The 13308-nt window shown below is 74.0% G+C and carries 8 protein-coding genes; 5 read left to right on the forward strand and 3 right to left on the reverse strand.

Translation table 11 applies throughout. The features are described from left to right. Nucleotides 1-21 precede the first annotated feature (21 nt). The 5 genes from CS2_RS04360 (at nt 22) to CS2_RS04380 (ending at nt 5710) form a co-directional block, all read left to right on the forward strand. Nucleotides 22-1818, forward strand: coding sequence for a protein kinase family protein (locus tag CS2_RS04360; protein ID WP_070319031.1), 1797 nt, complete (start codon nt 22-24; stop codon nt 1816-1818). Between the two features lie 148 nt (nt 1819-1966). Further along, nucleotides 1967-2983: a thioredoxin-disulfide reductase gene (gene trxB, locus CS2_RS04365; RefSeq protein WP_070319032.1), complete on the forward strand. Its 1017-nt coding sequence runs from the start codon at nt 1967-1969 to the stop codon at nt 2981-2983. Beyond that, nucleotides 2980-3318, forward strand: a complete 339-nt coding sequence (gene trxA, locus CS2_RS04370; RefSeq protein ID WP_070319033.1) for a thioredoxin — start codon at nt 2980-2982, stop codon at nt 3316-3318. The genes trxB and trxA overlap by 4 nt, the downstream gene beginning before the upstream one ends. A gap of 72 nt (nt 3319-3390) precedes the next feature. Further along, nucleotides 3391-4734 carry an aminotransferase-like domain-containing protein gene (locus tag CS2_RS04375; RefSeq protein WP_070319034.1) on the forward strand — a complete coding sequence of 448 codons (1344 nt, stop codon included), beginning with the start codon at nt 3391-3393 and terminating at the stop codon, nt 4732-4734. 1 nt (nt 4735) lies between these two features. Then, nucleotides 4736-5710 carry a D-alanine--D-alanine ligase family protein gene (locus CS2_RS04380; protein WP_070319035.1) on the forward strand — a complete coding sequence of 325 codons (975 nt, stop codon included), beginning with the start codon at nt 4736-4738 and terminating at the stop codon, nt 5708-5710. Between the two features lie 206 nt (nt 5711-5916). Here CS2_RS04380 and CS2_RS04385 read toward each other — a convergent pair whose 3' ends face one another. From CS2_RS04385 to rsmG, 3 genes are all read right to left on the reverse strand, one after another. Further along, nucleotides 5917-7053, reverse strand: a complete 1137-nt coding sequence (locus CS2_RS04385; RefSeq protein WP_070319036.1) for a ParB/RepB/Spo0J family partition protein — start codon at nt 7051-7053, stop codon at nt 5917-5919. Beyond that, complete coding sequence (locus CS2_RS04390; protein WP_046529674.1) at nt 7050-8105, reverse strand: ParA family protein; 1056 nt, start codon at nt 8103-8105, stop codon at nt 7050-7052. The genes CS2_RS04385 and CS2_RS04390 overlap by 4 nt, the downstream gene beginning before the upstream one ends. A 979-nt stretch (nt 8106-9084) precedes the next feature. Then, nucleotides 9085-9762, reverse strand: a complete 678-nt coding sequence (gene rsmG / locus CS2_RS04395) for a 16S rRNA (guanine(527)-N(7))-methyltransferase RsmG (protein WP_070319037.1) — start codon at nt 9760-9762, stop codon at nt 9085-9087. Nucleotides 9763-13308 lie beyond the last annotated feature (3546 nt).

Consider the following 13308-nt stretch of genomic DNA (forward strand, 5'->3'; position numbering starts at 1 on the left):
GTACGTCTCGGAGGTGGCACGGTGACGGAGCAGGTCGGGCCGGGCACGGTGCTCGCGGGGCGCTACCGGGTGGTCGACCCGCTGCCGTCGGACCTCGAGGGCGTGTCCGTGTGGCAGGCCACCGACCAGATCCTCGACCGACCCGTCCGTGTCCGCGTCCTGCGCTCGGGCGCTGTCGCGCCCGCTCTCGACGCCGCGCGCCGCGCCGCGCTCGTGACGGACGCGCGCCTCGTGCGCGTCCTCGACGTCGGCACCCACGAGGGCGTCGGCTACGTCGTGTCCGAGCAGATCACCGGGGCGTCGCTCGCGCAGCTCGTGGAGCGCGGCGCGCTCACCCCGGACCAGGCGCGTGCCGTCGTCGGCGAGGCCGCCGCCGCGCTCGAGGTCGCGCGGCGTCGCGGTGTGCACCACCTCGCGCTGCGCCCGTCCGTCGTCCACGTGTCCTCCGACGGACGCGTCGTGGTCTCGGGGCTCGCGATCGACGCCGCGCTGCTGGGCATCGCACCGACCGACGCGCGCGAGACCAGCCGGCGCGACGCCGTCGACCTGGTGCGCCTGCTGTACACGGGCCTCACCGGTCGGTGGCCGGCGGCCGACGACGACACGGTGTCGCCGCGCGTCCCGGCCGCACCCGTCCTCGACGGGACGGTCGTGCCGCCCGCCGAGCTCGAGGCGGGTGTGCCCAACGACCTCGACACGCTGTGCTCGGTGACCCTCGGCCCGCACGAGGACGGCCCGCACTCGCCGGGCGACCTGGTGCACGAGCTCGAGCCGTGGGGCGAGATCCGCATCGGGCGGTCGGTCGACGACCGCGACGACGCGGGCGCGGGCGGCGCTGTCGCCGCGGCGGCCGCGGCCACCGCGCCCGAGGTGCCCGCCGAGCCGGTGCGCGTGGCACGGCAGTCCGTGCGCTCGGCCTTCGACGAGCTCCCGCAGGGCGTCTCGCGCCCCGGCACGCCCCCGCCGGCGGCGCCGACGCGGTCGAGCGCGATCCCCCCGGCGCGCACGTCCGCGCAGCCCACCGCGGCCGCCGCCGCGACGCCGACGCTCCCCGCGTCGCTCCCGCCCGTGCACCAGGCCCCCGCGGCCCCCGCGCAGGAACCGGGCTGGGACGGCGGCCTCGGCTTCACCGAGGACCCGTTCGCGTTCGTCGAGGAGGACGAGGCGCCGCGACGCCGGTTCGACCCGACCGCGCTCGTGCTCGTGGTCGTCGGCGTGGCCGTCCTCGTCGGGCTCGTCGTCGCCGCACGCGCGCTGTTCGTCCAGCCGGACCGCGGCGAGGCCGGCACGGGGACGCAGACCGAGGCGACGCCCACCCCCGGTGGCGACCCGTCCGACGGCGGGGCCGCGGCTCCCGAGGAGCCGCCCGCGGAGGAACCCCCGGCCGGTCCGCCGCCCGCGATCGCCGGCATCCGCACGCTCGACCCGACCAACCCCGAGGGCGAGCGCGTCGAGAACACCGAGCGCGCGATCGACGGCGACCCGTCGACGTTCTGGTTCTCCTACACGTACAACCGCCCCGACTTCGGCGGTCTGAAGGAGGGCATCGGCATCGAGGTCCGCCTCGCCGAGGAGACCACCGTCAGCGGCGTGACCCTCGCCGTGAACGGCACCGGCGGCGGCGTGGAGGTCCGGTCGACCACCGGGGACGCCCCGACGCAGGGCGACGTCCTCGCGTCCGGGACGCTCGGCCCCACCACCGACCTGACGTTCGCCGAGCCGGTCCGCACGGGCTCGCTCGTGCTGTGGTTCACCGAGCTGCCCACCAACGCGGCCGGGCAGTTCCGGCTCGAGATCACCGAGATCACCGTCTCCTGACCGGGTCCGCGCCCGGGCCGCCCCCGGTGCGGACACGCGGCGCGACGGGAACAACCGCGCCCTACGATCGGTTGCACGAGCCGTCATCAGGGCCGCCCAGCGGCCCCGTCGCCCGCCCGCGACGCCGACCGACACAGCGAGGCACCCCGTGACCGAACCCGCCGCCCAGCCCATCTCCGACGTGCGCGACCTCGTCATCGTGGGGTCCGGCCCGGCCGGGTACACCGCCGCGATCTACGCCGCGCGCGCGGGCCTGTCGCCCGTCGTCGTCGCCGGCTCCGTGACCGCGGGCGGCGCCCTCATGAACACCACCGAGGTCGAGAACTTCCCCGGCTTCCCCGACGGGATCCAGGGCCCCGAGCTCATGGACTCGATGCAGAAGCAGGCCGAGAAGTTCGGCGCCGAGGTGCTGTGGGACGACGCGACGTCGCTCGACCTCACGGGTGACGTCAAGGTCGTCACGACCGGCAGCGGCGACGTGTTCCGGGCCCGCGCGGTGATCCTCGCGACCGGCTCCGCGTACCGCGAGCTGGGGCTGCCCGACGAGAAGCGGCTGTCCGGCCGCGGCGTGTCGTGGTGCGCGACGTGCGACGGCTTCTTCTTCCGCGACCAGGACATCCTGGTCGTCGGCGGCGGCGACTCCGCGGTCGAGGAGGCGACGTTCCTCACCCGCTTCGGCAAGAGCGTGACGATGGTGCACCGCCGCGACGAGCTGCGGGCGTCGAAGATCATGGCCGACCGCGCGTTCGCGGACCCGAAGATCTCGTTCGCGTGGAACTCCGAGGTCGCCGCGATCCACGGCGACGAGAAGGTCACCGGCGTGACGCTGCGCGACACCGTGACCGGCGAGGAGCGCGAGGTCGGCGCCGGCGGCCTGTTCGTCGCGATCGGCCACGTGCCGCGCACGGACCTGCTGCTCGGCCAGGTCGAGCTCGACGAGAACGGCTACGTGCAGGTCGAGGGCCGGTCGACGCGCACCAACCTCACGGGCGTGTTCGCGTGCGGCGACGTCGTCGACCACACGTACCGGCAGGCCATCACGGCCGCGGGCTCGGGCTGCGCCGCCGCGCTCGACGCGCAGCACTACCTCGCCGGCCTGACGCCCGTCGCGGACCCGATGGTGCCGGGCTCGGCGCTCGTGCCCGAGGACGAGGTCGCGCGATGAGCACGACCGACGTCACCGACCTCACCTTCGAGCAGGAGGTGCTGCGCAGCGACCTGCCCGTCGTCGTCGACTTCTGGGCGACGTGGTGCGGCCCGTGCCGCATGGTGTCCCCCGTGCTCGACGAGCTGGCGGACGAGTACGCGGGCCGCGTCAAGGTCGTCAAGGTCGACACCGACGAGAACCCCGGGCTGCGTGACGACTACAAGATCCAGTCGATCCCGTACATCGCGTTCTTCGCGGGCGGCGAGCTCAGCCACGCGGTGATCGGCGCCAAGCCGAAGGCGACGCTCAAGCAGTCGTTCGAGGAGCTGCTCGAGACCGCCGCCGAGGCCTGACGACGCGGAGGGACCGGGTCGCTCGCCGGACGGGTGCCCGGGACCTCCGGGCCGGCGTGCCACACTCGGTCGATGACCACCGTGCCCCAGCCCGACCGCAGGACGTCGGGCCACCCCACGTCCGCGGCCGCCGCCGGCACCCGTCTCGACCCCTGGCTCGGCGCGTACGCCGAGCGCACGGGCGGCATGCGGGCCTCCGAGATCCGCGCGCTGTTCTCCGTCGCCAACCGCCCCGAGGTCGTCTCGCTCGCCGGCGGCATGCCGTACCTCGCGCGTCTGCCGCTGGACCAGCTCAGCGACATCGCGGCGCGCGTCGTGGCCGAGCGCGGGCTCGTCGCGCTGCAGTACGGCTCCGGCCAGGGCGACGAGACGCTGCGCGAGCAGATCCTCGAGGTCATGCGTCTGCAGGCCGTCGAGGCGCACCCCGACGACGTGGTCGTCACGACCGGGTCCCAGCAGGCGCTCGACCTCGTGACCCGCGTGTTCGTCGACCCCGGCGACGTCGTGGTCGCGGAGGCCCCGTCGTACGTCGGCGCGCTCGGCGTCTTCCGCGCCTACCAGGCGGACGTCGTGCACGTGCCGATCGACGAGCACGGCCTGGTGCCCGGGGCGCTCGACGAGACGCTCACGGCGCTCGCCGCGGCCGGACGACGCGTCAAGCTGCTGTACACGGTGCCGAACTTCCACAACCCGGCCGGTGTCTCGATGTCCACCGAGCGACGCCCGCGGGTCCTCGAGATCGCGCGTCGCCACGGCGTCCTGGTGGTCGAGGACGACCCGTACGGCCTGCTCGGGTTCGAGGGCGAGCCGCGCCCGGCACTGCGGTCGCTGGACGACGAAGGCGTGCTGTACCTCGGGTCGTTCTCCAAGACCTTCGCCCCCGGGTACCGGGTCGGGTGGGTGGTCGCGCCGCACGCCGTGCGCGAGAAGCTCGTGCTCGCCAGCGAGTCGGCGATCCTCTCCCCGTCCAACTCGTCGCAGCTCACGGTGTCGACCTACCTGTCGACGTGCGACTGGCGGTCGCAGATCAAGGACTACCGCGAGATGTACCGCGAGCGGCGCGACGCGATGGTCGGCGCCCTGGCGGACCTCATGCCCACGGCGTCCTGGACCGTGCCCGAGGGCGGCTTCTACACGTGGGTGCGGCTCCCCGAGGGGCTCGACGCCCGCGAGATGCTGCCGCGCGCGGTCACGGCGCTGGTGGCGTACGTGCCGGGCACGGCGTTCTTCTTCGACGGTCGCGGCGCGGACCACATGCGCCTGTCGTTCTGCTACCCGACGCCCGAGCGGATCCGCGAGGGCGTGCGTCGGCTCGCCGGGGTCGTCACGGCCGAGCGGGACCTCGTCGAGCTGTTCGGGGCGTCCGGGACCGTGCCGCGCGACGCGGTGCAGTCTCCCGGGCCGGACGTCGTCTGACGTGGCCGCAACGGAGGGGCGGACGCCCCCTGACGCCGACGCGCCCACGGTCGCCGTCCTCGCGGGCGGGCTGTCGCACGAGCGCGACGTGTCGCTGCGCTCGGGCCGGCGCGTCGCCGAGGCGCTGCGCTCCACCGGCCTCGAGGTCACGGTGCACGACGTCGACCCCGACCTCGTCCCGGCGCTCTCGCAGCTCCGCCCCGACGTGGTGTGGCCGTTGCTGCACGGCGCCGGCGGCGAGGACGGCTCGGTGCGTGACGTCGTCCGGATGCTCGGTCTGCGCGTGCTCGGGTCCGACGCGCGCGCGAGCCGCGTCGCATGGAGCAAGCCCGTCGCGAAGACCGTGCTCGCACGCGCGGGGGTGGCGACGCCCGAGCACGTCACGCTCCCCCAGTCGCTGTTCCGCGAGCTCGGCGCGGCGCAGGTGCTCGACCTCGTGGTCGGGCAGCTCGGGCTGCCGCTCGTGGTGAAGCCCTCCCGCGGCGGGTCGGCGCTCGGCGTCACGCTGGTGACGACGCGCGACGCCCTGCCGGGGGCCATGGTCGAGTGCTTCTCCTACACGGACACGGCGCTCGTCGAACGGGCCGTCACGGGCACCGAGGTCGCCGTGAGCGTCCTCGACACGGGCGACGGGCCGTTCGCGCTGCCCGCCGTGGAGGTCGTCACGGACGGTCCCTACGACTACGACGCGCGTTACAGCCCGGGCCGCACCGAGTACTTCGCGCCCGCGCGACTGGACGCCGCCACGGCGGCGGACGTCGCGGAGGTCGCCGTGCGGGCTCATCGCGCCCTCGGCCTGCGCGACGTGTCACGCACCGACCTGGTGGTCGACGCGGCCGGCGTCCCGTGGTTCCTCGAGGTCAACGTCGCGCCCGGCATGACCGAGACGTCGCTCCTCCCGCAGGCCGCCGAGGCGGCCGGGCACGACCTGGGACGCCTGTACCGCGCGCTCGTGGACGCCGTCGCACGCCGCTGAACTGCGAAGAAGCAAGTCGTACATACGGTTGCCACGTCGATGTACGTTGCCGTCGACGACCGGCACGGCGCGACCGCACCCGCTGCGCGCAGGCCGAGTCGACCGCCTCGTCCCCTCGGCGCTGGGGCGCGGCCGGGTCGACGACGACGGCCGGGCGCCTGACGCCCGTCGAGCACGGTCGGCACCTCGCCGGCACGGGAGCCCGGTCAGGGCCGCAGGACGCCCGGGTCGTCGGGAGCGAGGGCCGTCAGGATGCGGTTGAGGTCCTGCACCGACGCGAACTCGACGGTGAGCTTGCCACGCGACTTGCCGAGGTCGACCTTCACGCGCGTCTCGAAACGGTCCGACAGCCGAGCGGCCAGGTCGTCCAACGCCTCGTTCCGGACGCCGGCACGCGGCCGCGGACGTCGCGTCGGCGCGGTCTCGTCCCCACCCAGCGCGACGATCTCCTCGACCGCGCGCACCGAGAGCCCCTCCGACACGATCCGCTGCGCGAGACGCTCGATGGCCGCACCGTCCGCCAGGCCCAGGAGCGCCCGCGCGTGCCCCGCCGACAGGACGCCCGCCGCGACGCGGCGCTGCACCAGCGGCGGCAGCTTCAGCAGCCGCAACGTGTTGGAGATCTGCGGACGCGACCGGTGGATCCGCGTCGCGAGCTCCTCGTGCGTGCAGCCGAAGTCGTCGAGGAGCTGCTGGTAGGCGGCCGCCTCCTCGAGCGGGTTGAGCTGGGCTCGGTGCAGGTTCTCCAGGAGGGCGTCGCGCAGCAGGTCGCCGTCCTCGGTCTCCCGCACGATCGCCGGGATCGTGGCGAGGCCCGCCTCCTGCGTCGCGCGCCAGCGCCGCTCCCCCATGATCAGCTCGTAGCCGTCGCCCACAGCACGCACGACGACCGGCTGCAGCACGCCGATCTCACGGATGGACCCCACGAGCTCGGCCAACGCGTCCTCGTCGAAGACCACGCGCGGCTGTCGAGGGTTGGGCCGGATCGACGTGACGGGGAGCTCCGCGAATCGCGCCCCGGGGACCGGGACCAGGCCGTCCGTGTCGACCGACGCGGCCGCGCCACCCGCGACGACGTCGGTGGCTGCCGCCGCGTCACCCGCATCGACGTCCGCGGCTGCCGCCGCGTCGACGGTGTCCGCGGTGGGGGCGCCGGCCGCGATCGCGGACGCGTCCTCGACGGCCGGGTCGACCGTGCTCGCGGCCGACGCGGCCCGCTCGTCCTTGCGCGTGTCGGGGAAGAACACGTCGACGGGACGGTCCCCGGTGCTGCGCGGGGTCTCCAGACCCGTGGGGATCAAGGCCCCCAGTCCGCGGCCGAGGCCGCGACGCTTCTCGCTCACTGGTCCTCCTGGGCGGGCGTGGCCGGCACGGGCACGCCGTCGGTACGGGTGGTGGCCTGCACGGCACGCTCCGCGAGCTCGCGGGCCGCCTCGAGGTACGCGAGGGCGCCCGACGAGCTGCCGTCGTACGTGATGACGGTCTGCCCGTAGCTGGGCGCCTCGGAGATCCGGACGGACCGCGGCACCGTCGTGCGCAGCGTCTGCTCCGGGAAGTGCGTCCGCACCTCCTCGGCGACCTGCTGCGCGAGGTTGGTGCGCGCGTCGTACATCGTGAGGAGGATCGTCGAGACGGCGAGCCGCGGGTTCAGGTGCGCCTGGATGAGGTCGATGGTCTTGAGCAGCTGCGACAGGCCCTCGAGTGCGTAGTACTCGCACTGGATCGGGATCAGGACCTCGCGTGCCACGACGAACGCGTTGACCGTCAGCAGGCCGAGGCTCGGGGGGCAGTCGACGAAGACGTAGTCGATCCGCTCGTGGCCGTTGTCGGTGCGCCACGTCAGGTAGTTGTCGAGCGCGGTCCGTAGCCGGGTCTCACGGGCCACCATGGAGACGAGCTCGATCTCGGCCCCGGAGAGGTCGATCGTCGCCGGCAGGCACCACAGGCCCGGGACGTCGGGGCTCTGCTGGACCGCCTCGTGCATGGGCGCGCCGTCGACGAGCACCTCGTAGATCGACGGCGTCCCCGCGCGGTGCTCGATGCCGAGAGCGGTCGACGCGTTCCCCTGCGGGTCGTTGTCGAGGACCAGGACCTGCAGGCCCGCCTGCGCGAGCGCGGCCGCGAGGTTGACGGTCGTCGTCGTCTTGCCGACGCCGCCCTTCTGGTTGGCGACCGTGATGACCCGCGTCCGCGGCGGTCGGGGGAACTTCCGCCCGCGCAGCTCGATCCTGCGGCGGGCGTCGAGCTGCAGCTCGGCGAGCAGCGGCGTGTCGTCCGACGCGCGCGGCAGGCTGTCGACGATCGCGGCGCGACGGGCCTCCTCCGGGTCACCCGCGGGGCTCGGCGCACCGGTCGCGCTCTCGGTCCCGGGGGCGGGGTCCTGCTGGTCGTCCACGGGTCCTCTTTCGTCCTCACGCGCCGCGCGGGCGGTGTTCGTGCTGGTCAGAGCGGTGTCGGCGAGCGTCGCACGCACCTGGTCGAGCGCACGCGGCTCAGCGGGGCGCTCCCCCGGAGGTGCGGACGACGTGTCACCAGCGCCCACCGCCACGCCGTCCGACGGGTCGGGCTGCCGCGCACGGCCGTCCGCGTCGTCAGGTGGCCCGTCCGGGGTCGTGCCGTCCGGCTGCTCAGTCTCCCACGCGTACACCGCTCCCAGCTGCGTCACCGAGACGGGGCGCGGACGGGCGCCACGACGCGGGCGTGCATCCTCAGTCGTCGCGGCGTCGTCCAGCGCGGTGGGTGCGGGGGCCTCCCCTTCGACCGCCAGGGTCGACGTGGTTCCACGTGAAACGACGTCGTGCGGTGGGACGTGGGTGGCGCCTTCGGGGCCCGGGTCGACGCCCTCGTCCGCGGCCTCGCCGTGCGTCGCGGTCTCCGTCGCGGCACCAGCGCCGTCCTGGACCTCGGCTTGGGTGCTGTCGTCCACGCCGGGAGGCGCTTCCGTGTCGCGGCCGTGCGTGTGGACTCCAGCGGCCGCATCGGTCTCGGTGTCCGGCCCCGCGCTCCATCGGGGCACGCCGCCGGCGGTCGGTACAGACGTGGTCGACGGTCCGGGCACGTGGTCCCCGTCGGCTCCGCCGTCCTGCTCGGCCTGGGCCTCGTCGACGGCGACGGAGCTCGCGACCGACGGGCCGCGGGAGAGGTCGGCGGTCGCCGGCCACTGCGGGCTCGTCGCCCCGGCCACGGCTCCACGGGACGACCACGCCGGAGTGACCGGCGCCTCGGACGGCGTCGCGCCCGCGGCGGGACGGTGATCGGGAGGGCTTCCGGGCTGCCACTCGTCGGCCGGCGGCACTGCCGGTACGGGGACGTCGGTCGCCGGCGTCGCAGCCGCCGCGCGAGCAGCCGCCGCCTTCTCTTCGCGGCGCTTCTTCCTACCGAACACCTCGCACCCTCCTCACCGCGGTCACGACGCGTGTCGGTTCGGTCCCCGGGATGGTCACGGCCTCGTGCACGCGACCGTCGACCAGCCCGACCGCTCGCATCGCCTTCGCGGCTGCCGCGAGCTCGCCCTCGGCGCGGGCGCCCTTCATCGCGACCACCGTCCCGCCGTCGCGGACGAGTGGGGCGGTCCACCGGTAGAGCTTGTCCAGCGCGGCGACGGCACGCGCGGTCACGGCGTCGGCCTCGATCGCACCGTCGAGCTCCTGCGCCCGCGCACGTCTGACCTCGACGTTCGGGAGCGCGCAGCGCGCGACCACGTCGTTCAGCCACGCGACCCGCCGTTCCATGGGCTCGACGAGCACCACCTCGGCGTCGGGGAGCATGGCCGCCACGACGATCCCGGGCAGACCGGCCCCGGATCCCACGTCCACGACCACTCCGGTCTGCGGGAGGTACGGCACCACCGCTGCCGAGTTGAGCAGGTGCCGCTCCCACAACCGCGGGATCTCTCGTGGGCCGATGAGCCCGCGCAGCTCACCCTCCTCGACCAGGTAGTCCCGGAAGGTGCGGACCGCCACCCACGCGTCGGCGAAGAACTCGGGCAGCCGCGGGTCACCGTCCCACGGGTCAGGCTCGTTCGCTGCGAGATCCGGTGACTGGTCCTGCACCCGGTGGCTCCTGTTCCACGTGAAACGAGCGGTCGACTCGACGGTGGCACGGCCCGTTCGTCGCGCCCCTACGCTACCCCGCCGCATACCGCCGGACCGGGAGGCCCGCGCCTGCGATCGCGTGCGCGACCTCCCGATGCGTGCGCGTGCCCGAGCGGCAGCCGGACGCTCGGCATCGCCGTGCCGGACCCTCCGGATGGCGACGCGACGCAGCGGCGCACGAGCGACAGGGGGTGCTGGACCGGCACCCAGCACTCAGCAACGAGCACCAAGCACCCGGCACCCAGCAATGAGCACCGAGCACCGAGCACCGAGCACCGAGCGTGCATGACGTGCCGCATCGGTCGAACGGACGGTGCGGGAACGGCTGGAAGGCTGACGCGGAGGCGGTCCTCGGGGCGGCTGGTGCAGCGATCGGGCTCGCGGCCACGCGGTCGCTCGTGTCGACACCATCCGATCCTCGCGCGGTGTGGACGAACCGCTGCGGTCGGGTGCCGAAGTGCGCCCCCCGTCCGCGCCCGCTCGGTGGGAAGTTCCTCGGCGCCCCCACCAGGTGCCGCTGACACATTGACGCGCAGCCTGTCGCGGCACGTGTGCGCAGACCCGGACACTCGCGCTGACCCGCCGCCTCGGGTGGCGGGTCACGCTGAGGTGCCACGCGAACGTGTCCACCGCTCGAGCCCCGCACGAGGTCGATCCCGGCACGGGCACCGGAGCACGCCGTTTGGCGATGCGCAGCAGGACGTCGTCCTCGGTTGGACCGCACTGCTCCGCCCCTCGGTGCAGGCGCAAGCGCGCGGCGGCGGCGGGCCCTCCGCAGCGGTCGCTCCCTCGACCGCGTCGGTCCCCTCCCATGGAGGCAGGCTCGGCCGCCCTCCGCGGAAGCGCTGGCCGACGCCGCGCTGATCTCCTCGTGTCGAGCCACTTCGGTAGACGTGCGGCGCTTCCGCCTTTCGGCGGCCGTCCCATCGGCGTTGCGCGGGCGCTCGACCACGCTTCTGACACGCGCGGCTGCGCGTCCGTGGCAGTCGCACGTGCTGCACCCAGCTGATCGACCGAGTCTGGCGAGAGCCCCCTCGACTGCTGCAGTCGGAGTGGTCACGATGAGCAACTCCCCGCGCTGCGGTTCGACGACGGTCGCTCCCGCGCCATCGCAGGCGCTCAGCCGGTGCTACCGCCCCGACTGCCTTCCAGCGAGCACCTCAAGGTACGAGCACCCGCCGCGGCGTGCGTGCACCGGTGGGCGACTCGTCGTCCGGCGGAGGGCTGCTGACTCCCCCGTCACCGCACAGCGAAGACGGCGCGACGCTCTGTCAACCCGACCACGATCTGCCGTCCACGCTCACACTCAACCTCACGCTCACGCCCACGCTCACGCCCAACCTCACGCTCACGCTCACGGCGAGGCTCACCACTGGTCGCCGCGCCGGACGGGCCTTCCAGTGGACAGGGCGCGTCCGCCGAGCCGGCGTGCCCCTCGTGGGTCGGACCCCGATCTCGACAGTCCACCTCGGAGGGAGTCCCCACGTCCGCCGCGCGCACCACGCCACCACAAGCGGCGGGTGCCACACGGGCTGCTTCCTCCTCATGTGCCGCGCCGTAGCGAGTTGCTCCCTAGCCGTCGCATCGAGGACTCCCGCGGGCCCGGGGTCGCGGACGTTCGCGCCGGAGCACTGCGCGCCCCAGGACCCCCGTTGCCGCGCGAGGCCTGCATCGCCACTGCCCCTGGCCTCCCGCACGCCGTCGAGCGGGCGGCCCTCGTTCCCGCCAGCCGGGTGCTCATGGAACGGTCGATCGCACGCAGCATTGCCCGACATGAAGGAGCGCCCCGCGCCCTCAGGACGTGTCCACGCCAAGCAGTCCGCCAGTTCCACGTGAAACGCCGCGTGGCATGCGGTGTTGGCGAAGACTCATCGAGCCACCAAGAGGGCTCCCCTCTATGTCGCGGTTGCACGTGAGACCCGCGACGTGGCATCAATCCATCGTGTTCCACGTGAAACCGTGAGCCGGGTCCTCCCGCGCGGGGTGCCGCGTGCAGACGGAACAAGGGCTCTCTGATACCTCTCCGCGTGGAGACGAGCCTCGCCCCGTGCGGCGTGGTCCGACGCGACGTGACGCCCGGCAGAAGTCCGCAGCCGGGCGGCACGTCTCTGCGCGGCCAGCCTTGCGCACGACGGCGCCAGCGCCGCGGCCTCTTCGATATGAGGGCATCGCGGTACTCGTGGCGTAGTCGTCGCGTCAGAACTCAGCCAGAACGAATGCGTCGGAGCGCGACGTGAGCGTCGACGCTCGTGACTCGAGGATCCGGCTCGCACGAAGCTCACCGACCGGTCGAGACCTCGCCGCTCGCCACAGCCTCCCTGCATGCTCGCGCCCTTCACCGCGCGTGAGGATCCCCGTGAGGGCTGGCGGTCTAGTGTCACCGGCGGGGTCACCCCGACGGACCCCACGAGGGAGCATCCATGTGCGCCTTGGCTGGTAGGTGACGGTCGAGCTGGATACGCCCATGTGGCCGTCCACCTCAGCCAAGAACTCACGCCTCCCCGTGACGCACCCCGGCCGCACCGCCCTGCGGGGCACACCCGAAGGAGCGGCGGTGAAGCGTGCGTGCCGGCGCCACGTGCCCGCGCCGCTCATCCTTGGCCGCTGCCGACCACAGCCAGTCGAGGCCGCCTCGCACCTGACGCTCCTCGCCTGGCGCGGCTGGGTCTCCGGTCACGGCGGAAGTTCTCGACATCTCGCCGGACTGCGGGGACCAAGAGGCGTCCGCCTCCGTTCCACGTGAAACCGTCCGGCGGACGGCGCAGGCGGCACCCCGTGCTTGCATCCACCTCGCCGGGCGCTCGGCGCGCCGCCAACGGCCGCCGACCGCGCATGGCGATGAGCACCACCTCCTCACGACTCACAGCGCCGTCCACCCACGCGGCGCCGCGGCGCTCGCGTAGCGTCGGCGAGCTCAGTGCGTCGTCGGCGAGCTCAGCAACCCGTTGGTGAGCTCAGCATCTCGTCGGTGCGCTCAGGATCTCGGGCCGCAGCGTCGACGAAGGATGGGTCGAGCGTCGTCGCCCTGACCCGCGAGCCGCAGCCCGGCCAAGCGCACTGACCCACGGCCCCACGCACAGCGGCGCGAGGAACCACCGCCCCGACGCCCCCGCCGCGCGACGTCGGCGTTCTGAGCAGCACCCACGCATCCACAACTCGCGGGTGCTGTCGTGCGCCCCGCGCCTCAGCTCACCGACCCATGACCGGCGACTGCCAGCGCCGCGGCCGACCCCACGGACCACGATGTCTGAGCTCACGACGGTGAACCCGAGTCGCTGGACCAGCGCGAGCCACGCGCACTCGCGCGGCAACACCGCACACGGTTCTACCGTCGACCGTCAACCGCCGCCGGCCCCGTTCCACGTGAAACACGCGGGCGCCCCGCGCCGCCGAGGGCGCGCAGCGACCACCGTCCCGACGCAGCCGACGCAGCCGACGCAGCCGACGCAGCCGACGCAGCCGACGCAGCCGACGCAGCCGACGCAGCCGACGCAGCCGACGCAG

Origin of the sequence: Cellulomonas iranensis NBRC 101100 = JCM 18110 (assembly GCF_001552375.1) — a bacterium.
In the GTDB taxonomy this organism is placed as follows: Bacteria; Actinomycetota; Actinomycetes; order Actinomycetales; family Cellulomonadaceae; genus Cellulomonas; species Cellulomonas iranensis.

Coding starts and splice junctions, on each gene's coding strand:
- trxA (WP_070319033.1), top strand. CDS start 2,980: ATGAGCACGACCGACGTCACCGACCTCACCTTCGAGCAGGAGGTGCTG.
- CS2_RS04375 (WP_070319034.1), top strand. CDS start 3,391: ATGACCACCGTGCCCCAGCCCGACCGCAGGACGTCGGGCCACCCCACG.